The sequence below is a fragment of the Streptomyces sp. NPDC003034 genome, from assembly GCF_053591375.1.
Genome location: NZ_JBSFTS010000024.1, coordinates 36,010 through 58,827, shown reverse-complemented (window position 1 = coordinate 58,827; position 22,818 = coordinate 36,010). Strand labels below are relative to the sequence as shown.

Annotated in this window: 30 protein-coding genes and 1 pseudogene; 19 read left to right on the top strand and 12 right to left on the bottom strand. The window is 70.4% G+C overall.

Features of this window, described 5'->3' with window-relative positions:
* Positions 1–264: 264 nt before the first annotated feature.
* The 3 genes and pseudogenes from ACWDX7_RS22490 to ACWDX7_RS22480 all read right to left on the bottom strand — a co-directional run.
* A pseudogene (locus ACWDX7_RS22490) lies at positions 265–645 on the bottom strand (transposase); the annotation flags it as partial.
* Positions 646–830: 185 nt separating this feature from the next.
* Positions 831–1,535 carry a dioxygenase family protein gene (locus ACWDX7_RS22485; RefSeq protein WP_451493251.1) on the bottom strand — a complete coding sequence of 235 codons (705 nt, stop codon included), beginning with the start codon at positions 1,533–1,535 and terminating at the stop codon, positions 831–833.
* Between the two features lie 167 nt (positions 1,536–1,702).
* Positions 1,703–2,641: a hypothetical protein gene (locus tag ACWDX7_RS22480; RefSeq protein ID WP_451493265.1), complete on the bottom strand. Its 939-nt coding sequence runs from the start codon at positions 2,639–2,641 to the stop codon at positions 1,703–1,705.
* A 171-nt stretch (positions 2,642–2,812) separates the two neighbouring features.
* On the opposite strand from ACWDX7_RS22480, the gene ACWDX7_RS22475 reads away from it, so the two are divergent.
* On the top strand, positions 2,813–3,469 hold the full coding sequence (locus ACWDX7_RS22475; RefSeq protein WP_451493250.1) for a MerR family transcriptional regulator: 657 nt from the start codon (positions 2,813–2,815) through the stop codon (positions 3,467–3,469).
* Positions 3,470–3,509: 40 nt separating this feature from the next.
* Complete coding sequence (locus ACWDX7_RS22470; protein WP_451493249.1) at positions 3,510–4,571, top strand: GNAT family N-acetyltransferase; 1,062 nt, start codon at positions 3,510–3,512, stop codon at positions 4,569–4,571.
* A gap of 99 nt (positions 4,572–4,670) precedes the next feature.
* Here ACWDX7_RS22470 and ACWDX7_RS22465 read toward each other — a convergent pair whose 3' ends face one another.
* The gene (locus tag ACWDX7_RS22465) at positions 4,671–5,207 is read right to left on the bottom strand and encodes a hypothetical protein (RefSeq protein ID WP_451493248.1); all 537 of its coding nucleotides are present in this window, start codon (positions 5,205–5,207) and stop codon (positions 4,671–4,673) included.
* A gap of 289 nt (positions 5,208–5,496) precedes the next feature.
* Here ACWDX7_RS22465 and ACWDX7_RS22460 point away from each other — a divergent pair, with 289 nt between their 5' ends.
* The 4 genes from ACWDX7_RS22460 (at position 5,497) to ACWDX7_RS22445 (ending at position 7,130) form a co-directional block, all read left to right on the top strand.
* The gene (locus ACWDX7_RS22460) at positions 5,497–5,700 is read left to right on the top strand and encodes a cold-shock protein (protein ID WP_451493247.1); all 204 of its coding nucleotides are present in this window, start codon (positions 5,497–5,499) and stop codon (positions 5,698–5,700) included.
* Positions 5,701–5,867: 167 nt separating this feature from the next.
* A complete protein-coding gene (locus ACWDX7_RS22455) occupies positions 5,868–6,191 on the top strand; it encodes a WhiB family transcriptional regulator (RefSeq protein WP_451493246.1) in 324 nt (107 codons plus the stop codon).
* A gap of 112 nt (positions 6,192–6,303) precedes the next feature.
* Positions 6,304–6,588, top strand: coding sequence for a hypothetical protein (locus tag ACWDX7_RS22450; protein WP_451493245.1), 285 nt, complete (start codon positions 6,304–6,306; stop codon positions 6,586–6,588).
* A 122-nt stretch (positions 6,589–6,710) separates the two neighbouring features.
* Positions 6,711–7,130 carry a PRC-barrel domain-containing protein gene (locus ACWDX7_RS22445; protein ID WP_451493244.1) on the top strand — a complete coding sequence of 140 codons (420 nt, stop codon included), beginning with the start codon at positions 6,711–6,713 and terminating at the stop codon, positions 7,128–7,130.
* Positions 7,131–7,225: 95 nt separating this feature from the next.
* Here the strand turns inward: ACWDX7_RS22445 and ACWDX7_RS22440 are convergent, their stop codons facing one another.
* A complete protein-coding gene (locus ACWDX7_RS22440) occupies positions 7,226–7,618 on the bottom strand; it encodes an MBL fold metallo-hydrolase (protein ID WP_451493264.1) in 393 nt (130 codons plus the stop codon).
* Between the two features lie 255 nt (positions 7,619–7,873).
* Between ACWDX7_RS22440 and ACWDX7_RS22435 the strand changes: the two genes are divergently transcribed.
* Both ACWDX7_RS22435 and ACWDX7_RS22430 read left to right on the top strand, forming a co-directional pair.
* Positions 7,874–8,230 (top strand): plasmid stabilization protein, encoded by a 357-nt coding sequence (locus ACWDX7_RS22435; RefSeq protein ID WP_451493243.1) that lies wholly within the window; start codon positions 7,874–7,876, stop codon positions 8,228–8,230.
* A gap of 108 nt (positions 8,231–8,338) precedes the next feature.
* Entirely contained in the window at positions 8,339–8,536 is a 198-nt protein-coding gene (locus ACWDX7_RS22430) for a hypothetical protein (RefSeq protein ID WP_451493242.1), read from the top strand.
* 536 nt (positions 8,537–9,072) lie between these two features.
* Here ACWDX7_RS22430 and ACWDX7_RS22425 read toward each other — a convergent pair.
* A complete protein-coding gene (locus ACWDX7_RS22425) occupies positions 9,073–9,327 on the bottom strand; it encodes a WhiB family transcriptional regulator (protein ID WP_451493263.1) in 255 nt (84 codons plus the stop codon).
* A 177-nt stretch (positions 9,328–9,504) separates the two neighbouring features.
* Here ACWDX7_RS22425 and ACWDX7_RS22420 point away from each other — a divergent pair, with 177 nt between their 5' ends.
* The 3 genes from ACWDX7_RS22420 (at position 9,505) to ACWDX7_RS22410 (ending at position 10,746) form a co-directional block, all read left to right on the top strand.
* The gene (locus ACWDX7_RS22420; protein ID WP_451493241.1) at positions 9,505–9,723 is read left to right on the top strand and encodes a hypothetical protein; all 219 of its coding nucleotides are present in this window, start codon (positions 9,505–9,507) and stop codon (positions 9,721–9,723) included.
* Between the two features lie 139 nt (positions 9,724–9,862).
* Entirely contained in the window at positions 9,863–10,171 is a 309-nt protein-coding gene (locus tag ACWDX7_RS22415; RefSeq protein WP_451493240.1) for a hypothetical protein, read from the top strand.
* A gap of 62 nt (positions 10,172–10,233) precedes the next feature.
* Positions 10,234–10,746, top strand: coding sequence for a hemerythrin domain-containing protein (locus tag ACWDX7_RS22410; protein ID WP_451493239.1), 513 nt, complete (start codon positions 10,234–10,236; stop codon positions 10,744–10,746).
* A 61-nt stretch (positions 10,747–10,807) separates the two neighbouring features.
* On the opposite strand, the gene ACWDX7_RS22405 is transcribed toward ACWDX7_RS22410, so the two are convergent.
* Both ACWDX7_RS22405 and ACWDX7_RS22400 read right to left on the bottom strand, forming a co-directional pair.
* Positions 10,808–10,960 carry a hypothetical protein gene (locus tag ACWDX7_RS22405; RefSeq protein WP_451493238.1) on the bottom strand — a complete coding sequence of 51 codons (153 nt, stop codon included), beginning with the start codon at positions 10,958–10,960 and terminating at the stop codon, positions 10,808–10,810.
* A 235-nt stretch (positions 10,961–11,195) separates the two neighbouring features.
* The gene (locus tag ACWDX7_RS22400; protein WP_451493237.1) at positions 11,196–11,534 is read right to left on the bottom strand and encodes a MerR family transcriptional regulator; all 339 of its coding nucleotides are present in this window, start codon (positions 11,532–11,534) and stop codon (positions 11,196–11,198) included.
* A gap of 1,646 nt (positions 11,535–13,180) precedes the next feature.
* Here ACWDX7_RS22400 and ACWDX7_RS22395 point away from each other — a divergent pair.
* The gene (locus ACWDX7_RS22395) at positions 13,181–13,606 is read left to right on the top strand and encodes a pyridoxamine 5'-phosphate oxidase family protein (RefSeq protein ID WP_451492921.1); all 426 of its coding nucleotides are present in this window, start codon (positions 13,181–13,183) and stop codon (positions 13,604–13,606) included.
* 64 nt (positions 13,607–13,670) lie between these two features.
* Here ACWDX7_RS22395 and ACWDX7_RS22390 read toward each other — a convergent pair whose 3' ends face one another.
* Entirely contained in the window at positions 13,671–14,264 is a 594-nt protein-coding gene (locus tag ACWDX7_RS22390) for a hypothetical protein (RefSeq protein ID WP_451492920.1), read from the bottom strand.
* Positions 14,265–14,673: 409 nt separating this feature from the next.
* Between ACWDX7_RS22390 and ACWDX7_RS22385 the strand changes: the two genes are divergently transcribed.
* From ACWDX7_RS22385 to ACWDX7_RS22375, 3 genes are all read left to right on the top strand, one after another.
* The gene (locus tag ACWDX7_RS22385) at positions 14,674–15,996 is read left to right on the top strand and encodes a cytochrome P450 family protein (RefSeq protein WP_451492919.1); all 1,323 of its coding nucleotides are present in this window, start codon (positions 14,674–14,676) and stop codon (positions 15,994–15,996) included.
* A gap of 16 nt (positions 15,997–16,012) precedes the next feature.
* On the top strand, positions 16,013–17,110 hold the full coding sequence (locus tag ACWDX7_RS22380) for an amidohydrolase family protein (protein ID WP_451492918.1): 1,098 nt from the start codon (positions 16,013–16,015) through the stop codon (positions 17,108–17,110).
* A 70-nt stretch (positions 17,111–17,180) separates the two neighbouring features.
* Positions 17,181–17,735, top strand: coding sequence for a YceI family protein (locus tag ACWDX7_RS22375; protein ID WP_451492917.1), 555 nt, complete (start codon positions 17,181–17,183; stop codon positions 17,733–17,735).
* Positions 17,736–17,839: 104 nt separating this feature from the next.
* On the opposite strand, the gene ACWDX7_RS22370 is transcribed toward ACWDX7_RS22375, so the two are convergent.
* Positions 17,840–18,157: a hypothetical protein gene (locus tag ACWDX7_RS22370; RefSeq protein WP_451492916.1), complete on the bottom strand. Its 318-nt coding sequence runs from the start codon at positions 18,155–18,157 to the stop codon at positions 17,840–17,842.
* Positions 18,158–18,448: 291 nt separating this feature from the next.
* Here ACWDX7_RS22370 and ACWDX7_RS22365 point away from each other — a divergent pair, with 291 nt between their 5' ends.
* From ACWDX7_RS22365 to ACWDX7_RS22355, 3 genes are all read left to right on the top strand, one after another.
* Positions 18,449–18,805 carry a peptidase inhibitor family I36 protein gene (locus ACWDX7_RS22365; RefSeq protein ID WP_451492915.1) on the top strand — a complete coding sequence of 119 codons (357 nt, stop codon included), beginning with the start codon at positions 18,449–18,451 and terminating at the stop codon, positions 18,803–18,805.
* 4 nt (positions 18,806–18,809) lie between these two features.
* Positions 18,810–19,688 (top strand): hypothetical protein, encoded by an 879-nt coding sequence (locus ACWDX7_RS22360; protein ID WP_451751416.1) that lies wholly within the window; start codon positions 18,810–18,812, stop codon positions 19,686–19,688.
* Positions 19,689–19,921: 233 nt separating this feature from the next.
* The gene (locus ACWDX7_RS22355; protein WP_451492913.1) at positions 19,922–20,335 is read left to right on the top strand and encodes an SRPBCC family protein; all 414 of its coding nucleotides are present in this window, start codon (positions 19,922–19,924) and stop codon (positions 20,333–20,335) included.
* Positions 20,336–20,383: 48 nt separating this feature from the next.
* Here ACWDX7_RS22355 and ACWDX7_RS22350 read toward each other — a convergent pair whose 3' ends face one another.
* The gene (locus ACWDX7_RS22350; protein WP_451492912.1) at positions 20,384–20,857 is read right to left on the bottom strand and encodes an RrF2 family transcriptional regulator; all 474 of its coding nucleotides are present in this window, start codon (positions 20,855–20,857) and stop codon (positions 20,384–20,386) included.
* Between the two features lie 83 nt (positions 20,858–20,940).
* Here ACWDX7_RS22350 and ACWDX7_RS22345 point away from each other — a divergent pair, with 83 nt between their 5' ends.
* Complete coding sequence (locus ACWDX7_RS22345; protein WP_451492911.1) at positions 20,941–21,756, top strand: SDR family oxidoreductase; 816 nt, start codon at positions 20,941–20,943, stop codon at positions 21,754–21,756.
* 457 nt (positions 21,757–22,213) lie between these two features.
* Here ACWDX7_RS22345 and ACWDX7_RS22340 read toward each other — a convergent pair whose 3' ends face one another.
* Positions 22,214–22,522: a Kazal-type serine protease inhibitor family protein gene (locus tag ACWDX7_RS22340; protein WP_451492910.1), complete on the bottom strand. Its 309-nt coding sequence runs from the start codon at positions 22,520–22,522 to the stop codon at positions 22,214–22,216.
* Positions 22,523–22,818: the final 296 nt, after the last annotated feature.

Genomic DNA, 22,818 nt, shown 5'->3' with positions numbered 1-22,818 from the left:
CGGGGGTGAAGGACGGGTCTCCCGCCTTGCTCGCCGCGTCGCGTCCGTGCAGATCGACCTTGACCTTGACCTCGTCTCCCGGCTGGGCCGCCGGAGCCTGCGGCGCACCCCCGGAGGCCGCAGCACAGGGCCGAGCGGCCCTGTGCTGCGGCCTGCCGCTCAGCGGCACGCCGGAGGCGACGCTTACGGGCAAGGACCCCGCGCGCGCCTTGGCGGTCGTCGGGGCGATCGGGCCGGCCGGGGGCGCGCCAGCAACGCCGGCTACCCGTCGAAGACCTGCTGCCCGGCATCCGCCTCGACCAGCCGGGCCCGGAACTCGCTGAGCACGGAGTAGTCGAAACCCGGATCGGTCAGCTCCAGGCCCAAGGCGTACTTTTTTTCAGTCGATCTGGGCCCGCACCGCCAGGGCCGCCTGCCGATCCGGCAGCCCCTCGGCGAACTGCAACACCGACACCAGCGCCAGCCGGCCCGGCGACCACGCCGGCCTGCCCCGAACGGGAAACAGACCCGCGAACTGCCCGTCGGTGAACAGCATCCCCAGCTCATCCCGCAACCGGATCGCCAGACTGCCCTTCGGGAAAGCCGCCCGTGCCACTCGCACCGTCTCCACCGGGACGCCCCCGGCTCCCTCGGCTGCATCGACATCGACACCCTCCCCAAACGACAACGTCGGCCTCCAAGACCACAACAGGGTCTTGAAGGCCGACGTCACGCCAGGCCCCGGATTAACCAACGGCATCCCGTGACCGGTGCGGGGCCTTCCGAGTTCCGCCGCGGCGCACGGTCCGCCGCGCTCGGGGCCGGAACCGGGGCCGGGGCCGCTGCACGGCTCAGGCGATTCCCACCGTGTAGGCGGCTCGGTAGCCCGCCCCGTCGCGTACGGGGGCCAGGGTCATGGCGGCTCCGGACTCCTCGTAGCGGTCGTCCCGGCCGTTGGGGTGCTCGGGCACCGGGCGGCGCGCGTAGGGCTGCGCGGCGTAGACGCGCCGCAGCAGGTCCTCGGGGAAGAAGAGCTGCGAGGTGGTCTCGGTACGGGTGTCCGGGCGCACCTTGAAGTGGATGTGCGGCGCCAGCCCCGCGTACCAGCCGGGCACGATCGTACGGAACACGCAGCGGCCGGCGCTGTCGGTGACCTGCGTGCCGCGCAGGTACAGGTCCGAGCCGCTTGAGTACTCGCCCTGGGCGTCGGCCTGCCACACGTCGACCTCGGCGCCCTTCAGCGGGCGGCAGCCGTCGGAGACCCGCACCACTGTCAGTTCCAGGCGCAGGGGCACGCCTTCGCGGCCGTCGGTGATGTCCGACCGGACCCGGTCGAGGTCCAGGTAGTACGGTCCCGCGCCCTGCTCCGTGGTCAGGACGCAGCCCGGGGTGGGGGCGCCCGGAGGCCGGCCCGGGCGCTCTGCCGCCTGCTGGCGCGGCTCGCGGAGCACCATGGCGGAAATGCCGCAGGCGGAGGCCAGCGCGGTGACGGCGGCCGAGCCGGCGGCCAGCAGCACCGCGCGGCGGCTGGTGCGGGAGCTTTCGTTCTCGGCCATGCGCAGCCCTTCCCGTATGCCTCGGGCCGTCGCGTACGGACGGCCGCGACCACCGTGCCGCAGTCCGGGGAAACCGGGCGCGACCGACACGCGCCGGCGCGCCCGTGGGGGACGGGATCACTCTTCGGCGCTCCGGCTGGTCGGACCGTCACCGGACCGGAAGCCGGTCATGCCACCGACTCCATGTGCTTGTCGGGCTGCAGGTGCTTGTCGGACTGCCGGTTCGTGACCGCGGGCACGCGAGGTGTGCGCAGCGCCGCGAGTACGCCGACGGCGCAGCCGAGCAGGATCGCCGCGGCGGCGCCGAGGGTCGCACCGTCCGGGTGGATCAGCGGCTGACCGCGCAGCGCCTGCCAGGTGAGCAGGGCGAGCACGGCGGCGTAGGTCCCCGAGGCCACCAGTACCAGGCGCAGCCGTACGCGCCCGTCGCGCAAGCGGGCGAAGCGCGGGGCCAGGAGGAGGAGCGCGAGCAGGACGAAGGGGAGGATCTGGAGGGCGTGCATGCCGAAGAAGTGCGGGATGCGCAGGTCGCCGCCGGTGGTCGACCAGCCCATGAGGGGCATGGACGGCCCGCCGTCCGGTACGCCGACACTGTGCGCGCCGGTCACGTCGGCGACGCCCGCTTCGGCCGCCGCCTCCTGGGCGGGGGTGCGCCCCGTCATCAGGAAGCCGATGCCGGCACCGGCCAGTGCGAGGACCGCGCCGAGCCGGATGGCCCAGGCGGACGCCCGGTCGGCGATACGTGCCCGGAACAGCAGCAGCGCGATGACCAGCGTGGCGGCCCACAGGATGACGACGGAGGCGCCCATCACGTTGAAGACCAGCGAGTCGAAGGGCGTTTCGTTGTTGAAGTGGCTGCGTTTGCCGCGGATGACCTGGCCGGTGATGGCGATCATCTCCATCAGGCTCGCCCCGCACACCACCGTGCCGGCCCACCATCCGGCCCGCCGGGCTCTGGTGAGCAGGGAGAGCATCCAGGCCAGCGACAGCGAGAAGGCCACGAACGACACCGAGAACTTGAACGGTTTGGCCCAGATCGGCGCGTCCACCAGGACACGGTCGTCCACCACGATGCCGACCGCCGAGATGACGGCCAGGACGGCCATGGACGCCGCGAAGGCCATCAGTGGCCGGTGCCAGGACATCCACGAGTACGAGGTCCGCGAGGACATAGAGCTACCCCCAGAGTTATGGATAGTGGAGCTCTCCGCTATCCGATAGCGGAACTATCTATGATGGGGGGCGGGCCTGGCAAGACGTGAAGGGGTGAACGCGCGGTGCGCATCGGAGAGCTGAGTCGCAGGACCGGGATTCCCGTCCCGACGATCAAGTACTACGTACGCGAGGGACTGCTCCCCGCGGGGCGGCTGACGAGCCCGAACCAGGCGAGCTACGACGAGGCGCACGAGCGCAGGCTGCGGCTGATCCGCGTACTGCTGGATGTGGGCGGTCTCAAGGTGGCGGCCGTCGCGGAGGTCCTCGCGGCGGTGGACGACCCCGGCATGTCCCCGCACAAGATCCTGGGCGAGGCCACGCACCGGATCGTCCCGCGCTACGCGGACAGCGCGCGGGAAGAGGAACTGGAGGACGCCCGCGAGGAGGTGTCCGAGCTGATCAGACGGCGCGGCTGGCAGGTCGATGGCACCCACCCGGCCGCGGAGGCGCTCGCGGGGGCGCTGGCCGCGGTGGAACGCGTCGGGCACGGGGAGTTCACCGGGGTGCTGGACGAGTACGCGGACGCCGCGGAACGGGTCGCGCGCGTCGATCTGGCTTACGTCGGGCGCTGGGCCGGCCCGGATGCCGTGGTGGAACGGGCGGTGGTCGGCACCGTGCTGGGTGACGCGCTGTTCGCGACCCTGCGCCGCCTGGCCCACGTCGACGGCTCGGCACGCGCTTTCGGGGACGGGGACGGCACGACCCCGGGCGCCCGGTAATACGGTGGTACCGGTGGCCTTCGGAACCTAGGGTCCTGCCATGACGATCACCGGCGCATCGGACGTGGACCAGGCAGCGGCACTCAGCACACAGGCCTTGCGAGACGTCGCACACCTCGACTGGTCCGTGCCCGCGGCGGGACTGGAGTGGAGCTGCTACGACACCGCCGTCCACATGGCGAGCGACCTGGTCGGCTACGCGGGTCAGCTCACCGGCCGGGCCACCGCCGACTACGTTCCCTTCGAGATCACCGCCGAGCCCGGCACGACACCCGCGGGGCTGATCCGCGTCATCGAGGCCACCGGCGGGCTGCTGTCCGCCGCCGTGCGGACATCCGGACCCGATGTGCGCGCCTGGCACCCCTGCGGCATGGCCGGAGCCGACGGTTTCGCGGCCATGGGGGTCGTGGAGGCGCTGCTGCACACCCACGACGTGCTCACGGGCCTCGGCGTGCACGGCTGGCAGCCCCCCGCCGACCTGTGCCGGCGGGTGCTCGACCGGCTCTTCCCGCAGGCCCCGGCTACCGGCGACCCCTGGACGGTCCTGCGCTGGATGACGGGCCGCGCGGAACTCCCCGGCCTGCCGAGGCTGACGGCGTGGCGCTGGTACGCCGACCCGGTCCGCGCCGAGGGCATGACGCTCTGCGAGATCTCCCCGGCCGTGGCGGCGGACCTGCACAGGGGCGGCCCCGGCGGTTTCGCCTGGGCCGCGGACGGCCCGGCGGAGGGCACGCGCTTCGCCGCCGGGATGGTGGTGAAGGCGCACGAGGACGGCAGCTACCGGCCCGGCTGGGGCACGTACGCCATGGTGCGCGCCACCGATCAGCTGGCGGTGGGCGGCATCGGCTTCCATGCCGCGCCCGATGCCGACGGCACGGTGGAGATCGGTTACGACGTCGTACCCTCGGCCCGCGGCAACGGCCATGCCACCCAGGCCCTGCGCGCCCTGTCCGCCTGGGCCCTCGCCCGGCCGGGCGTGAGCCGGGTGACGGCCACCGTCGAGCCGGACAACGCCCCGTCCCACGCGGTGGTGGCCCGGGCGGGCTTCACCAGGACGGGAACCGCGGAGGGCGGGACCCGCTACGCCCGGACGGCGGCGTAGCCGGCCCCGCCACCGCCGTCTTTGACCTCTCGTCAACTCGCCGTAGAGGTCCTCGACGGGGTGCGGGGCGGCGGCTCCGTCCTCAGCTGGCGCGCTGTGTCACAGGGCCTTCTTCGTCGCGCTGGCGACGACGCATTCCTTGTACTCGCTGCCGTTGCCCTTGCCGGTGTACGTCGTCGTGGCCTCGGCCTGGCGGGACGCCCCCGCCTTCACCGTGAGACCGGTCACGTTGGCCATGGCGAGGTTCGCGCCGGAGCCGGCGTCCCCGCGGAACTTCATGGTGATGTTGTAGGTGTAGTCCACCGAACCGCTGTTGGTGACGGTGAGCCGGGCGACTAGGTTCTTGCCCGCGTCGTCCAGCTTGCACCCGTCGATCTTGATGTCGCGCTCGGCCTTGTTGCTGCTGGAGCCGCCGGGGACGGAGACACCGCCGGAGCTGCCGCTGGTGCCGTCGCTGTCGTTGCTGCCACCGGTGGTGGTGCCCCCGCTGGAGCCGCCGGAGCTCGTGTCGGAGCCGTGACTGCTGCTGCTGGTGCTGCCGCCACCGCAGCTGCCGCCGTTGGAGCCACGGGCTCCGGTGAGTGCCACCAGTGCGATGCCGAACACGGCGACCGCGCGGACATGGCGAAGCTTCACGTTCAACCCCCGTTGAAGTGTCGTGAGTGAGAGAGCCCGCGTTGACGGGCGCACGTCACCCTAACAGCGGTAAGCGGGCCCTCCGTTCGCTGGTGACGTAGCGGTGTTCCCCAGCAAGGTGCGCTCTGTGCGTGTAGCGTCTGCGGTAGCTGTCATGGTTCCGAAGTACCGGTTGCCCGTGAGCGCGAGTTCACGGGCGTCTTGCTGAACAACGTCTCTGAGGACCAGGGCGATCACCTCCGGCCCCCGCACCGTGCGGAGGCCGACTACGAGTCCCCTTGGAGGACAAATGGCCACCGGAACCGTCAAGTGGTTCAACGCGGAAAAGGGCTTCGGCTTCATCGAGCAGGACGGCGGCGGTCCTGACGTCTTCGCCCACTACTCGAACATCGCCGCCCAGGGCTTCCGTGAGCTCCAGGAAGGTCAGAAGGTGAGCTTCGACGTCACGCAGGGCCAGAAGGGCCCGCAGGCGGAGAACATCACCCCCGTCTAACCCGCGACCGCCCTCAGCGGCGTAGCAGACGAGAGCCCCGGCCGGGATGTCAACCGGCCGGGGCTCTGGTGTGTGCCCTCCCCCGCCCGACGGCTTTCCTTCCGCGGAAGGGAGTTTGGGGAGGCGATCCCTGGCCAGACGAGGGGTGAACGTCTATTCGGGATTCGATGTCGCTGGAGGTTGGGGTGGGGAACGTCTCCCGGCTGCCGGGCCGCGCGGAGCACCACTGGCTGTGGCAGGAGGAGGCCGCATGCCGCAGTCTCGGCTCACGGCTCTTCTTCCACCCGGTCGGCGAACGGGGACGGGAGCGTGAGCGCCGGGACGCCGCGGCGAAGGAAGTGTGCGCACTGTGCCCGGTGCAGCCCGACTGCCTCGACCACGCCCTCCAGGTGCAAGAACCGTACGGGGTGTGGGGAGGGCTGAGCGAAGCCGAGCGGCGCCGCCTCCAGGCCCGCCAAGACGATCAGCAGGCGCTGTCGAGGAGCGCGTGAGAGCGGGCAACCGCCGTGACCACACCGCCCCGACCGAGCCCAACGCGTGTGTCGAGCGACCAGAGCGCCCCGCGGTGGAACCGCGGGCCAGCCGTGCGGAGGAGTAACCCACATGCCGGACACATCCCGACTGACAGCGCGCGAGGTGGCGGCCCTCGACCAGATCGAAGCCGCGATGCGCGCCCCCGCTCCCCGGCCGAGGAGGGCGCTCGGCGCCGCGGCGGCCACCTTCCTCGCGTTCCTCCTCGCACCTGCCTCGGTGCTGCTGTTCGTCGGGGCGGTCACGTCCCGGTCGCAGGCGCTGTCCTGGCTGGCGGTCGCCGCATGGCTCGCGACCATCGCGCTGGCCTCCCACGCCCAGGACCACGCACGGCTGACCGCCCCCCTTCACCTGTAGACGCGCGTCCACCTGCTGATACGGGCTTTTCGCAGACCCGTTCCGGGGTAGCCGACGAGGAACAGGGAGCGCGGCAGGACAGGCGAGGAGCAGCGGTGATCACTCAGGAGCAGTTTGCGGCCATGGCCGGATGTACGGCTTTCACCACCCAGGGACAGCGCCTGGGGGTGGTGGAATACCTCCTGGTCGACGACACCACCGGCAGGCCCGAATGGGCGCGGATCACCGACCGGGCCTCGGGCCTGGGCGGCGTGTTCGTTCCGCTGCGGCACGCGACGCTGGAGGAGGAGCGCCTGGTGGTCCCCTACCCCGTGGCCTTGATCGAACAGGCGCCGTGCGCGGCCCTGGACTGCGGGAACGTGCTGTCCGTCGCGGAGGAGCAGCAGTTGTTCCGGCACTACGGCATGAGGGACGCGCGCGAGGAGGTCAATGCCGAAGCCGGTACGGGCTGGGCGCAGATGGACCGGGCGCAGGCCATCATGGACGGCACCGCCGACCATGAGAGCGCCGTTTCCCGGCTGCGGCCGGTGCGGCCGCGGTAACGAACGGACTGGTCGCGCCAGTCGGCCCCTGGGCCGGCTGGCGCAGCGCTGTCACCGCGGGGCCGGATGGTGCCCGCTCGCGCCAGGTGGTGGGCTCAACGTATCGCAAAGGTGACACCGGGGACCGCGTAGTCGACGGGGCCGTCGAAGCGGGCCGCGGCGCGGGCCACCGCTCGCTGCGGGGTGAGGAAGCGGCCGACGTGCCTGACGATCAGGCGGCCGGCGCGCGCCGCGCCGGCCGTGTCGCCGGCGGCTTCGGGCGTGTGGTGGACCGGTGTGCCTTCGGCCGGCGGCTGGTCACTGTCGGCTTCGCACAGCAGTACGTCGCATCCCTCGGCCAGAGCCTTGAGGCCGGTGCACGGCGCCGTGTCCCGGGAGTAGACCAAAGACCGGCCCGCGGCGGCGACGCGCAGAGCGAAGGCCGGCAGGGAGGCGCCGCCGCCCGCGTGCCGGGCCGCGGCAGGAGTTGCGTCGCCCGGTCGGCGCAGGGCTCACCCATCATCTTCGGCGGGCGGCGATCACCCGGGCGCGCGCGGAGCCGGCGCCCGGCTCCTGCCGATGGTAGCCGCGCGGGGTGAGCCGGGGCTGTTGACGGGGTGTCGGCGGCAGGCCGGAGCGGCGGCGCCGACCCATGATGGAAGCAGAAGCCGCGCGCCGACGAGCCTCACCTGTGAGACGCGGGCGGATGTGGGTACGCGCAGCTTGACCGTTGCACCACCCAGCTGGTGAAAGGAAGGTCTGTCATGCCAAGAGGATCCAGCGCCAAACGAGAGCGCCAGTACGAGCACATCAAGGAGTCCGGCGAGGAGCGCGGCATGTCCGAGGGCCGCGCCAAGGAGATGGCCTCGCGCACGGTGAACAAGGAACGGGCCCGCTCCGGCGAGTCGAAGACGTCCAGCCGCAGCTCCACGCAGGGCAAGTCGGCGTCGCAGCGTGGCGGGCAGAAGTCCAAGTCGGGCGGCGGCTCTTCCTCCGCCTCGTCTTCCTCCTCTTCGTCCGAGCGCACGCGGGACGAGCTGTACGAGGAGGCGAAGAAGCGCGGTATCGAAGGCCGCTCCACCATGAACAAGCAGCAGCTCAAGAGCGCTCTCGGCGACTGAGGCCGCGCCGCCGCCACACGTACGGAGGAGCCTCGCACCGGGCGGGCTCACTGCCCGGTGCGGCTTGCCCCACCACGCACCACCGCACCACGATCCCAGGAGCAGTAGATGACCGAGCGCAAGAACCCGAGGACGAGCACACCTTCGCAGGCCCCGGGTGAGAGCGGTGACGAAGAGGCCCGCAAGGAGGCTGAGGAAGCCGTGGTGCCCGGCACCGGCGAGGGCGAGGGCGAGGAGGGCGACGCGCTCACCCCGAACACCGACGCACAGCGCCGATCCGCCGGGCGAGTACGGCCGCAGGAGTGAAGATGAGCTAGGGCGCGCCGTTTGGATCTTGTCGGTCGAGCCCGCGTTCTCCGGTGTTGTGCATCCCAAGGCGGAGGAGCTTGCCTGGTACTGGACGTACTGGGAAGCTCCGACAACGCAGGGAGGTACGGTGCCGGGCAGCGCGGGCCCGGCAAGATCCGAAAGACACGCCCCGGGGGCGACCGCGGCCGATCATGGATCGGACGGACGCGAGCGTCCTCCCACCCCGGGGTGGCGGCTTCCACGGCCGCTTCCAGGCCCGTCCTGGAAGCGGCCGTGTCAGCGTGCTCACTCGGGGGCGCCCCGGCCGCGCCGGACAGCGCTGGCACGCTGTCGTAATCACGTGGGCGTAGCGCACGTGGTGGTGGAGCTCGTGTGCGGCGACGTAGCCGATCGCGCGCGTCCTCGGGTCGATCCGGAAGCCGCTGCCCATCTGGTGCGTCTGGGCGAGGTCGATGTCCACGCCGAGCGCGGACATGGCGCTGTTACGGGAGGATCGAGCCCGTCAGCACCGGCGGTGGGTCGCCGGACGATGATCAGCCCGCCGATCGGGCGCGGGCCCGGGCCATCCGGCGCTTGACGGCCCGTCGTTCCTCCTCGCTCATGCCGCCCCACACACCGAGGTCCTGGCCTGCTTCGAGGGCCCATTGAAGGCAGTTCTCCATGACCGGGCAGCGGCGGCACACCGCCTTGGCTTCTTCGATCTGGAGCAGGGCCGGGCCGCTGGAGCCCACCGGGAAGAAGAGATCAGGGTCTTCCCACCGACAGGCGGCCTCGTGGCGCCAGTTCATCGTCATGCCTCCATCCAGTTCGTCCGGATCCTTCCTCACCCTCCTGGCCGCTACCGGCGGCTCTATGCGGCCCTAAGGCGAACGCTTCCCGGCTCTTCGTCCGCGCGGGCCGAGCACGGCCCTGCTGTTCAACGCGTGCAGCGGGGGTAGAAGGGACGCATGTTCAACCATCGACGTGTGCGTACAGCCGTTGTCCTTGTGATCAGCTGGGTGGTGCTGACCGGTGTGGAGCGCGGGGTCGAGCACGCCCCGTGGCGGTCGGCCGTCCTCAGCGGGCTGGTGTGGGCCGGCGTGGTCACCGGTGCCTGGTGGTTCTCGGAGTGGACGCAGATACAGCCCTCGCGGGCGCGCCGGCCTGAGGCCGGTGTGGCTGATGAGCGGAGGCCGCAGCACTGACCTGGCGACTGCGGCGTGCCGTGGCGGGTCTGTGGGACGGCGTCCGGCAGTCCCGATCTGAGGAGCAGGGGGGTTTGAACCCCGGGACCGGGGCATCCCCCAACGAAGCCCAGCCTTTACCAGCCGACTGGAGGCAGCAGTGACCACCTATGTCATCACCGTGCCCGGCACGTTCCTGACCGATGTCGACGATGCGGCACGCTCAGCGCTGGCGAGGAAGCTGGCCTCGCACCACACCGACCTGAGCGAGACCGAAGACGTGGAACTGCTGACGGTCCATGAGGACGGGACTTTCTCCGTCCGGCTCGAAGTCGATGCCCGAGACCGGGCCACTGCCGAGGAAGACGCCGTCCACCTGGCCGCCGGCGCCCTCGAAGAGCTGGGACTCTCGGCGAAGGACGCCCCTCTGGGGCCTCCGGCGGTCACCGGAATCGACGGGGAGTTCTGAGCTGCTTGTCGGCGCCTCGTCGGGGTAGCAGCGGGAACACCAGCCGACGAGAGGAGCTTGTGGTGCGGAAAGCGCAGGACGCGCAGGCAGCGCAGGACGTGGTGGCCGTGATTCTCAAGGACCACCGCACCATGGAAGAGCTGTTCCGCCGGATGCGGAGCGTCGAGGAGGACCGCGGGGCGGCTCTGAAGGAATTCGCCGCACTGCTGATCGCCCACGGAGAGGCGGAGGAGGCGGAGGTCTACCCCGCCCTCAAGCGGTACCGGAACGTGGACAACGAGGAAGTCGAGCACGGAAAAGAAGAGCACCACGAGGGCAATGAGGCGCTCCTCGCCCTGATGGAGGTGGAAGAGGTCGGCTCCGACGAGTGGGACGAGAAACTGGAAGAGCTCGCCAAGGCCATCACCCACCACATCGACGAGGAGGAACGCACCATCCTCAACGGTGCCCGGGAGAACGTGCCGGACGAGCGCCGAGCCGAGCTCGGCGCGGTCTTCCTCCGCGACCGGGAGAAGCACCTGAAGGCGGACTGCGGGCACATCGACAACGTCCGCGCGGTCGTCCGAGCGCACTGACGGGCGGCGCGCGTACGTCCCGTTCAGCCGCGTGGCATAGAGCGGCTTGGCGCACAGCCGCTCAGTTCTCCTCCGCCGCGAGGATGCGGTCAGCCGCGTAATGGGGGCAGTCGCCCCGGTGCCAGGTGACGGACAGCGACCCCTCCGCCGTGCACAGCGTCCGTGCTGTCCCATCAGCGGCGGTGGCGCGGCAGAACGGACACAGAAGGGTCATGGGGCGTAGAAGATCGAACACGGCCGTGTCCTTCCCGCAGGCAGTCGTTCACACACCGGTGAAGTTCAGGACTATCAAATCCGGCGCTGTCCGCACGTGCTACCGGCAAGTACCGGCCTGAACCTCACCCTGAGTGCGCACATGCGCCCGCCCGGCCCTGCTATCTGACGCCGAGGGCAAGAACGTACGGGGGTGGATACGGGCGGAGCCCGCCGGTAACCGGCGGGCTCCGCGGTCACGCCGCCGCATGCGGATGGGAGTGGTCCGCGGTGCGGCGGTGTTCGGCATTGATGCGCTGGGCTTCTTCCAGCTGGTCTTCGAGGATGACGATGCGGCAGGCGGCGTCGATCGGGGTGCCTCGGTCGACGAGTTCGCGGGCGCGGACGGCGATGCGCAGTTGGTAGCGGGAGTAGCGGCGGTGTCCGCCCTCGGAGCGCAGGGGCGTGATGAGGCGGGCTTCACCCAGAGCGCGGAGGAAGGCGGGGGTGGTGCCGATCATTTCGGCGGCCCGGCCCATGGTGTAGGCGGGGTAGTCGTCGTCATCGAGTCGGCCGAGGGAATCCTCTGCTGTCATTGCACCTCTCTGGAGGACCGGTGGAGGGCGAACGTTGGAGGGGCCCTGGTGCCGTACGGCACCAGGGCCCCGAAGGAATGACAAACACCATCTGCCGGCCCTGATCATGCGCCGGCCTACTGTGTCCGCAGCCCTGCCCGGGGGGATGGGCGGGAGTGCGGGGATCGCGGATGCGTGACCGGAGACCACCTGCCTATCCGAGGTCTTGCGGTACCCGGGCTCTCACTGCCGCCCGGGCGATCCTGATGGCGCTCTACTCCTCCGTTCTTTCCCTCTGAAATGAACTACTTGGAAGGAACTGCTGGCACTGCGAACTGCTGGTGCTGCGAACTGCTGACATTGCGAACTGCTGGTACCGCACTTGACTGCTGTACTGCGAACCACTGATTACTACGGGTACTGCTGGTGGTGCGAACTGCTCGTGGCCATCAAGCGCCACTGTCGTCCGGCAGCCAGCCCCGTCGCCCATCCTGCGTCTGCTCTGGCTTAGAACCCCACTGCCGGACCTCTCAGCACGCGCGCCCGCGGCAGGCGCCTTCACCGAGAGACCACTGGATACCGCGCCGCTGGTACTGCTGGTACTGCTGGTACTGGTACTGCTGGTACTGCTGGTACTGCTGGTACTGCAACTAGCGGAACTACTTACTGCGGTACTGCTCATGGCGGCCCCTGATCACTGCGGGCCACCCGGTGCGGTCGTCAGTCCCGTCGCCGTCCTGCAACCACACTGGCTCCGGAACTCCACCACCGCACCGCACTGCCAACTGCTTACCACTGCCCGGCAGTTCATGTCTGCCGGGCTCTGCTCGATCTCGGCTACGTGAGAAACCATAACCACCCGAGCACCCAATGTCTACTCTGGCGAGCATAGATTTCGATGCGCTGAGGGCGGAGTTAACCTTCCGCTGCCAACACCGTTCGGGGATGTCCGCTCACCGCTCCACCGGACCGGGGCGGCAGCACCCACGATGAGCAGGGGTTTTACCGCCCAGCAGCTCCCGAACGGAGCCGTGGACCGGGGTGCTGACCAGTCGGCAGCGGGAAACACCGGTGCCCGGCGCCCTACCGCTGAACGGGTGAAGGCAACCGCCTCCCTGGGCGTTCGATGCGAAGCCCCGGCCACCCTGAGGGTGTCCGGGGCTTCGCATCGAACGCTATCCGGGCAGCAATCACGGCCAGCCCGGTCTCGGTACAAGGAGCCGACACCCCTGCCTGTTGCCACCGCTCGTGGCCCGAGAGCCCGGGGAGACCTGCCTCGCAGCCCTCGCCGGGGGTCTGCCGGCTCCACGTGACCCAACCGGGGGAAGCGGGTCACGCGGGCGCCGGTCACCGTCCGGACCCGGACGGCGGTCACGGTGCACAGGGCCGGGTCGGGTCGCGCACCCGGGGAGGGCGGCGCGCGACCCCGACCGGCTCCGGGGCCCCTCGCCAGGTGGGGCCCCTGAAGCGCGTATGGCCCGTGCCGGCTGCGGCAAACCCCGTCCGTGGCAATCGATCTGAGAGCGGGTCGGTTCCTGAGGGGGCGGGCTCGCCTCGCTTCACCCCTTGGTCGTACGGGCCCTACGGGCAGGAGGCGACGCGCGGGAATGGGCAGGCGCGGGGCTTGGTTCTCCCGGAGTAGGCCTCCCTTCCCGAAGGAGAATGCCATGGCACTGTCCCGGACCGAGCGTGAGCAGTTCCTCGCCGAACCCCACATCGCCGCCCTCGCCGTGAGCGCCGGCGAGGACCGCGCGCCGCTGGTCGTACCGATCTGGTACCACTACTCCCCCGGCGGCGACGCCTGGATCATGACCGGCCGCGACTCCCGCAAGGCCGAACTGATCGCGGCCGCGGGCCGGTTCAGCCTGATGGTCGAGCGCGTGGAGCCGACGATCCGGTACGTGTCGGTCGAGGGCCCGGTCGTCTCGACCGTACCGGCGGTGCGCGAGCAGTTGGAGTGGATCTCCTCGCGGTACCTGCCGGCGGAGAAGGTGGACGGTTACGTCGAGGACGCGTGGAAGAACCACGGCGAGCAGGTCATCATCCACATGCGCCCCGCACGGTGGGTGAGTTCGGACCTCGGCCGGGTGTAGACGGGAACGGGCCGCCGTCGGGCCTGTGCCTCAGGAACCGGCGCCGGTCGGGCGGGGCGGCCTGTCAGCGGTCCTCCTGCACGATCGGTGACCCGGCCCGCAGGAGCGGCGCGGACGGCTTGGGACGGGTGGTGCCGGGAAGGCAGGTCACCGCCGGGTTGTAGGTCTGGAACATGCCCTTGGGGTTCTTCTTCCAGAGCCACAGGTGCAGGGCGTAGTGGACGGGCTGGCCGGGGTAGTGGCCTCGCTGCGGACCCGTGAAGGGCACGCCGAACAGCGTGGGACGGTCGTCGTCCGTCGTCATCACCTGGTCGCGGTCGTAGACCATCCACTCGGCCCCGACCAGGCGCTTGCCGCCCCGCCCGTCGTCCTCGTAGAACAGCGCTGCGGGCTTGGCGGGGTCGACGGAGTTGTCGAGGGCGTGGTTGAAGTGCGGGTAGCCGAGCGCGCCCGATCCGGCCCGGTCCATGACGCAGTACTTGTCCGGTACGTAGCCGGCCTTCACCGCGTTGGCGTGCCAGTTGTACGCGGCCGTCGCCCGGTATGCGCGGGCGCGCTCGGTCGCGGCTTTGCCGCTGTCCGCGGCGTGCGGCGCTGCGAAGGACGCCACGGCGAGCGAGGCGGCTGTCGTGAGGACCAGGACGAAACTGCGGGCCATAGGAGACTCCTTGGGACGGGTCGGCTGCACGGGCAGCCTCACCCCAGCGCTCTTGGACCGCCACACAGCCGGGGCGGACGGCTGACCGCCGGTCGGTTGACGGCGGGACAGCGCGGACGGGCGGCCGGTCAGTCCGGTCTTCGGTGCAGGGTCGATCCAGGATCGGTGCGATCGGGCGGCTCGGACCGGCCGGCCGGGCACCTCCGCGGTGCGGTGCGGGTGGCCCTCGCCGCGACGCCGCGCGCTCGCCCGGCGCGGGCTCACTCGAACGAGCCAGGGGGGTTTCGCGATCCGCTCCCGCAGGGAACCGGTGTCTGCGCCGAACGCGAGTTTCACGGAGGGTACGGACATGGCGCAGGAGAATGCGGCACCGAACAGCGGAGCAGCGCTGCAAGACATCGTGTCAGCCGTGTCCAGAGGCGCCCCGGAATACCGGGCGTGCCCTCATCCGCTCTACGCCGCGCTGCGCGAGCAGGCCCCGGTATGCCTGCTGACGCCTCCGCACGGGGTCGACACCTATCTCATCACGCGGTACGAAGACGCCCGGGACGCCCTGTCGGACCCGCGTTTCAGCAAGAACATGCGCGGGGCCATCGACACCTACCATGCCGTGTACGGCAGCTTCTTCGACGCGCTCGACGACAACGTGCTCTTCTCCGACCCGCCCCGGCACACGCGGCTGCGCCGCACGCTGAGGAGCGCCTTCACCCCTCGACGGGTGGAGGAGATGCGGCGGGGAATCACCGAGATCGCCGAGAACCTTCTCCGCCGATGCCGGGAAAGCAACTCGGTGGACCTGATGTCGTCGTTCGCGTTCCCGCTTCCCATCGCGGTCCTGTGTCAGCTGATGGGCATCCCCGAGGCGGACCGTCCCGAGATCCTGCGGCATTTCGGGGTGGTGACCCGCGCCAGGTTCGACCCCCGGATGCGGGCGGAACTGAGGGCGGCCGAGGAGTGGCTGCGGGACCGGCTGGGACGGCTCATCGCTCACACCCGCGACCACCCGTCGGACTCCTTCCTCAGCGACCTCATCCAGGCGGAGGAAGCTCTGGACGACGCTGAACTGATCTCCTCGCTCTGGGTCATCTTCTTCGCCGGTCACAAGACCACGGCGTACCAGATCGGCAATTCCGTCCTCAATCTGCTGCTCCGTCCGGATCAGCTGGAGATGCTCCGGAAGGACCCGCTGCTCATCCCCCGGGCGGTGGAGGAAATCGTGCGCTTCGAGGGCTCGGTGGAGACGTCGACCTTCCGGTACGCCGCTGAGGACGCGGAGATCCGCGGCACGGTGATCCCCAAGGGGTCCCTCGTACAGATCGCGATCACCTCGGCGAACCGGGACCCCGAGAAGTTCGACTCCCCCGACGTCCTCGACGTGACGCGCGAGGGGATCCAGGGAACGCACCTGGGCTTCGGACACGGCACGCACTACTGCCTGGGAGCGCCGCTGGCGCGGCTCGAACTCGAAATCGCGCTCTCGTCCCTGCTGCGGGAATTCCCGGAGATGGAACTGGCCGATGCCGAGGAGAGCAAGAGTGCGTGGCTGAAGGGTCCGGTGGCGGCGTTCCGGGGTCTTGAGCGACTCCAGATCGTCCTGGAGCCGTCGCGGCGGGGCGAGGACCTCGCCTCAGCGTCCCCGGCTCCGGTAGCGTCCCCGGTGCCTTCCGCGCCTTCGGGGCCTTCGGGGCTTTCAGTGCCCTCGGCAGCCTCAGAAAAGATGATCCAGAACTGACAGGCGGTGGATTGGCATGCCGGACCACTCTACGAGCACCTCCAAGCTGACCCTCCTCGGATTGCCGACGGACGAGCTGCACATCTCGACGGCAGGCGCCCGTGAGATCGTCCGGGTCGCGCGGGACGATTCCGCCCCCGTCCGGGACGGATCACGCGCGGGTCAGTCGACGATCGACATGCATCATCACTTCTGCGCACCGGAGTGGCGCCAGTGGGCCGAGCGCCATGAGCTGATCAAGCCGGAGCAGCTGCCTCCGTGGGCGAAACTCGATACCGAGGCAGCGATCCGCTTCATGGACCGTGCGGGCATCACGACGGCCGTCCTCAAGCCCATGCTGCCGGCGCGCTACCACTCATCGGCACAACTGCGTGAAGCCATCAACATCACGCTTCAGTCGATGATCGATGTCGCGCAATCGCATCCCGGCAGGTTCTCGTTCTACGTGCCCCTTTTCCTGGATGACCCTGACGCGTCCTCCTGGGCCGTGCGCCGCGGGCTCGGTCAGCTCGGCGCGGTCGGCGTGAACGTGACCGCCAACTACGGGGGCGTCTACCTCGGGGATCCCTCGTACGACCGGGTGTTCGACGAGCTGAACGATTGCTCCGCGGTGGTGGACACCCATCCGCACAATCTCCCCGGCGGCCCGCCCGGTGCGGCGACGGTTCCGGGCATTCCGAACTTCATGTGCGACTTCCTCCTGGACACCACACGGGCTGCCGTGAACATGATCAGCAAGAGAACCCTGGACCGCTTCCCGAACATCTCGGTCATCCTTCCGCACGCCGGCGGATTCCTGCCCTACATCGCCACGCGCATGCAGGCTCTCGGGCGGTTCTGCGACCCGCCCGTCGAACCCGCCGCCGTCATCGACCACCTGGGGCGCTTCTACTACGACACCGCCGGCCCCATGGCGAGCGCGGGAACCCTCCTCGCCCATGTGCCCGCCGACCACATCCTCTTCGGCACCGACTGGCCTGCCGCCCCTGCCGACACGGTCCTGGACCTGGCGCTCCCCGCGCTCGACGCGGACCCGGCCTTCACACCGAAGCAGCTCCAGGGCATCTACCACGACAACGCACTGCGCCTGATCCCCCAGCTGGCGACGGTCTGAGCGTCTCGCTGCCCCGGCCGCGCCTTGCGCGGCGCCCCTCCATGTCCCCGAGCCCCCGCGGAGCAGGTCCATGACCGACACCTCACTCGCCACCCTGACCGGGACCTACGCCCTGGACCCGGCCCACACGCAGATCGGGTTCGTGGCGCGGCACGCCATGGTTACCAAGGTCCGCGGCGCGTTCAGGACGTTCGAGGGCACCGCGTACCTGGACGGCGAAGACCCGGCCCGGTCCTCCGTGTCCGTCACCATCAAGGCCGCGAGCATCGACACCCACCACGAGCAGCGCGACACCCATCTGCGCGCCAACGACTTCCTGGACGCGCCGGCCCACCCGGACATCACCTTCGTATCCACCCGTGTGGAGCAGCTCGAAAGCACCCGCTTCCGGGTGACGGGAGACCTCACCATCAAGGAGGTCAGCAAACCGGTGAGCATCGACTTCGAGTTCCAGGGCAGCGTCATGGACCCGTTCGGCAATCTGCGGCTGGGCTTCGAGGGCTCGGCGTCGATCAGCCGCAAGGAGTACGGCATCACCTGGAACGCGGTGCTGGAGAGCGGCGGTGTGATGGTGGGTGACAAGGTGGTGCTGGAGTTCGAGGTATCCGCGATCCGCCAGCCCTGACGCCTCGTGTCCGTGCCGTGTGGCATACCGGTCGAAAAGGCCGGGAGCTCCGAGATACCGCTCCGGCAGCAGTAGCCCGGCTCATGAGTGTTCGGGGCCGAGGGTCAGCACCAGTCCACGACGGTGTAGTTGTGCACGTAGCGGGCCGACACCCAGCCCGGCTGACCGTGCAGCCGGTACCAGATGTTGTGGCCGTCCACCCACTTGGCCTCGGCCTGGCAGGACAGCCGGACCTTCTCCCACGGGCCGAGGGAGCCGACGACGCGGGAGGCGGTGGTCGCGTTGGCGCGGACCTTCACGCCGGCGGAGCTGACCACGAGCCCGTCCGCGTACGAAGGGCTCGCCAGCGCGCTCCCGGCGAACAGAACGGCCGAGGCAGCGGCGGCCGTACCCGCGACTGCGATGCTCCTGAACGTGCGCATCTGCGCCTCCCCATCTCTGCGGCTGACCGGCGTGTGCCGAACGCGGCACATGGGAATGACCCTGCGCCGCCGTCCGGCCCGCGGCTGTCCGGCACACCGCACGTTCCCTCGAACGGGGGACGACGGACGGGGGACGGGGGACGGGAGAGGCGCCACGCATGGGGTCCGTTTTGGCGGGAATCTGCCTTGTTCATGACATGCATGCCAGTACAGGATCATTCCGTTCCATTCACGTGGAGCGACATGGTGGCACTTTTGCCTTCATAGCTGGAAAGCTGAAGGGAGTACGGCATGTTCAAGAATCTTTTCGCGAGCGGAGCCGCCGTCGCGGCGGTCAGCCTGGGCCTCGGGGTGGCCGCGGCGCCCGCGTCGGCCAGCCCCTGCCCCTCCGGGGCGTTATGCGCGTACCTGTACACCGACTACCAGGGCGATCCGGGCACGGTTTACGGCAACAACAACAACCTGCTCCAGTACAACAAGTTCAACAACGCGGTTTCGGTGTCCAACTCCGGGACCCAGTGCAGTGTGCGGATCTACAGCGGTACCAGCCGCACCGGCAGCTCCGTGAACATCCCGCGGGGCTACGGCATCGGGAACCTCTCCGGCACCGCGTACTACAGGAACGTCGCCTCCAACAAGTGGTGCTGAGCAGGTGAGCCCCCGTCCAGCGGCCATGATCGCTCTGTGTCTGCTGGCGGTGAGCGGGTGCTCCGACGCACCCGCTCGCCGGGACGCCGGCGCGCTGCCCGCCCCCTTCGACGGCGCCGGCAGTGCCACAGCGCAGCAGTCGTCCGCCCTGCACCGAGCCGAGGAGCGGGCCATCGCTTCCTGCATGCGGGACCGGGGCTTCTCCTATCTGCCGGTCCCCGCCGCCCGCCCCACCACCGACAACCCGTACGGGCTGCTGACCGGGGCCCAGGCGGCCGCGGACGGGTACGGGCTCACCTCCGCCGCGCTGGCGGGCCCCGCCGAGGACCCGAACGAGCAAGCCCTCGCCCCACTGTCGGAGGACCGCCGCGCGGCCTGGCGGAACGCCCTGATCGGTACGGGCGGGCAGCAACGCACGCTGAACGCACCCGGCAGCCCCTCCCTGCACATCAACACGGACGGCTGCGTACATCTGGGGCGGCAAGGCCTCTACGGCAGCGCGTACGACCAGGCCGAGCTCACGGTCGAGGGCCTGACGGCGCAGGTCGTCACCCAAGTCAGCGCGGACGAGGCCTTCGTGGCGGCGCAAGGGTCATGGGCGCGGTGCATGCGCGGGCGAAGTGAGTCCGCCCGGACCCTCCAGGAGGCGCGCGCCTCCATCCAGGACGCGCTGGGCGCCATCGGCGACGACCGCGCCCGCCTGCGGGAGCTGGGCCGCCGGGAGCTGCGGCTCGCCGGTCACGACGCGGCCTGTCAGCGCGAGAGCGGTATGGCCGCGGCGGTCCGCACGGTGCAGGAGCGCATCGAGGCATCACTGCCGGAGGAGTCCCGCCAACAGGGCGCCGCGCTGGCAGAGCTGCGCAAGAGGGCCCTGGAGGAGTAGCCCGCACCCTCCGCCTCTCCGTTCACGTTCGGCACGGTCCGCGTGCTCACCCCTTCGGTACGGTCCGCGCCCACCGCTCGGTACGCCTCAGCGCGCCCTTACGGCGCGGCGCCCCCCTCCACGGGCGGCCATTGCGCCGCGAACGGGTGGGTTTGCCGCGCCGCGCGGCTTCCGTCCCGGCGGGCCGGGCATGCGTGTGCTCGAACGATCCAGAGCCGAGGGAAGGCGCAGCGATGACCGAGTACGAACGTTCCCGCACCATGCCGGCGATGCCCGAGCACGTTTTCGACCAGGCCGCCAACGTCGACCAGCTGGACACCTGGCTTCCCGAAGCCCTGCACGTGCACGCCGAGGATCTTCCCGCCGTCACCGTGCACGAGGACCGCACCGACGAGGACATGCCCGCCCTGCTCCGAGCCCAGCGCGACCAGATGCGGATCGAATGGGGCACCCGCGAGCAGGGCGCCTACACCGGCTGGCTCCAGGTCGCCGGGATCGGGAGCGGGGCCAGCGAGGTGACGGTGCACCTGTCGTTCTTCGACGCCAGCCACGACCCCGGCGAGCAGGCCGTGAACCAGGCCCTGGAGACCAGCCTCCAGCGGCTGGAGGAGCAGGTGCGGCTGCGCGTCGACAACGCCGCCGGCTGACGGTCGGCCCGCAGCAGGAGGGACGCAGCGGGCGCCGCGGTCGAGCGGTTACGTCGTCCCCGCCAGGCGCCGACGGGTCCGGGACGGCGCCGACGGGAAGAGCGCGCCGAGGATGTCGGCGAGCGAGGTCCCGGCGAGGCTGCGCCGCCAGGCCTCATGTGCGTCGGCCATCTTCTGGGCGATGACGCAGGTGCTCTGGCACTCCTCGGGCGGTAGCGCCCCGCGCCCCTGCTGGCGGATCTCGCGGCACTCGTACGGCGAGGACGTGCCGTCGACCGCCTCGACGATCTGCAGGAGCGTGATCTCCGAAGCCTCCCGCGCGAGCCGGAACCCGCCCCGCGGGCCCGTCGTCGCGGCGAGGACACCGGCTTTGACGAGGGCCTGCAACTGCTTGGCGAGGTACGCCGACGGCAGGTCGTAGTACTGCGCGAGCTGGGCCGCCGATGCGGTGGCCCCGGGTTCGAGTTGCGCCAGCGTCGAAGCGCAGTGCAGTAGCCATTCGGTGCTCACGGGCAGCTTCATGCCTCCGAGTCTATCCAAGACATTGCAGATCTATTTAGTCCGAGATACGGTGCGGACAGCAGGAGAGACGAGGAGAGATCACCATGCCGACCACGCGGACCATGCGCATCGCCGTTGCCGGAGCCACCGGAAACATCGGGGCCCTCACTGCCGCCGCTCTCGAACGCGCCGGCCATGACGTCGTGCGCATCAGCCGCTCGCTCGGCGTGGACCTGTCGACCGGCGACGGTCTCGACGCCGCCCTGGCCGGCGTGGAGACCGTCGTCGACGCGACCAACTTCACGGCCGCCGACCCGGCGCAGACGGTTGCGTGCGTGGGTACCGCCACCCGGAACCTGCTCGCCGCGGAGGAGCGGGCCGGAGTCCGTCACCACGTAGTCCTCTCGATCGCCGCGATCCATCGCGTCGAGGGCAATGCCCACTACGCCGGCAAGCGGGAGCAGGAGCGCCTCGTCGCCGCGGGTCCCGTGCCGTGGACGATCGTCCCGGCCACGCAGTTCCACGACTTCGCCGCGATGGTGGCCGGCTGGACCGAGCGGGACGGCGTCGCCACGATCGCGCCGCTGCTGGTGCAGCCGATCGCGCCCGCGGACGTGGCCGACATCCTCGCCGAGATCGCACTGGGCAGCCCGCAGGGGCGGTACCCCGATGTCGCCGGACCGGAGCCGCAGGACCTGGTCGACATGGCCCGGCGCACGCACGAGGCGCGCGGCCGCGTGGTGAAGCTCGTGCCGACCTGGTCGGCGCTGTTCGGCCCGGCCATGGCCGGCAACGTCATGCTGCCCGGTCAGGGCGCCCGCATCGCGCCGACCACCTTCGAGGAGTGGCTGCTGACACAGCGGCAGGATCCCGAGCGGCCCGGAACCGGCCGGCGGACACCGGCGGCACATACCGCTTGATCCGGGCGCACAGCACTTCCGCATATCGCGGGCGTATCGAAAAGCGCATACGCCACCGCAACGGCCCTCCTTCTCCCATGGGGGCATGAACCACAACGCATCCCTGTCAGCACCGCCCCGCAGCACGCGCAGGATCATCCTTCTCGGCCTGGCGGTCCTCGGCGTGGCGGATGTCGGTGGCCGAGGTGGGCATGGTCCACGGGACGGCGCCGTTCCTGTGGATGACCATGATGCCGGGCGCCGGGGCGCCGAACAGCGCGGGATCACGCTCGACATCACCGGCGGAGCCACCCGGACCAACGGCTCCGCGGAGCTCATGTCCGCGCCCACGACGGCGCCCTCGGCCTCGTCCCCCGCCCCGCCGGCGGTCTCGTCGTCACGGTCCACCTACCCGGCATGCCGTAGGCACCGTCACCGCCCCGTGGCGGCGATGAGTCAGCGGAGGGTGGAGAGGCTTCTACGTGGGCTCGGGGAGGGACACCTGCTCATCGCCCTGTACGAGGACGGGGCCCGCGCCGGTGGACGCCTCCACTGCGCGGTCGACCGAAACACCCGCAGCGGCGGCCTGGCAGGCGTTCGGGTAGACCTTCCCGTCCGTGCCGATGACCGGGCGGTACTCGTAGGTGCAGACGACGGGTGCCTCCTCCGCGGGCGTCTGCGCCGCGGGTGCGGCGCCTGCGGAGAAAGGGAACAGGGCGAGAAGTCCGGCCGCCACAGCGGCTGACACTGCGATGCGGGCAACAGAGGTGCCACTGATCTGGTTCATGGCAAGAACATCGCATCCGGTGCCCGCCCCGCGCACGCCGAGAGAGACACAACCACCCGGACGAAGCACATCGAAGAGTGACGCCCGCGGTCGGGACGCGTTCCCTCGCGCCGGCGACGGGAGATCGGCCGTGGCCGGCCCCGGCGGACCGCCGGCTGCGGGCGGCTGTGGCCGGAGCGAGGGTGCTGAACAGCAACGATGTCGGCGGTGGTCGACCCCTATTTCATGGCCGCGTGCGATGGGTTAGGTTCCGTGTCGTGACTGAGGATCTTGGACGAGTGCTGGCCGGACGGTAT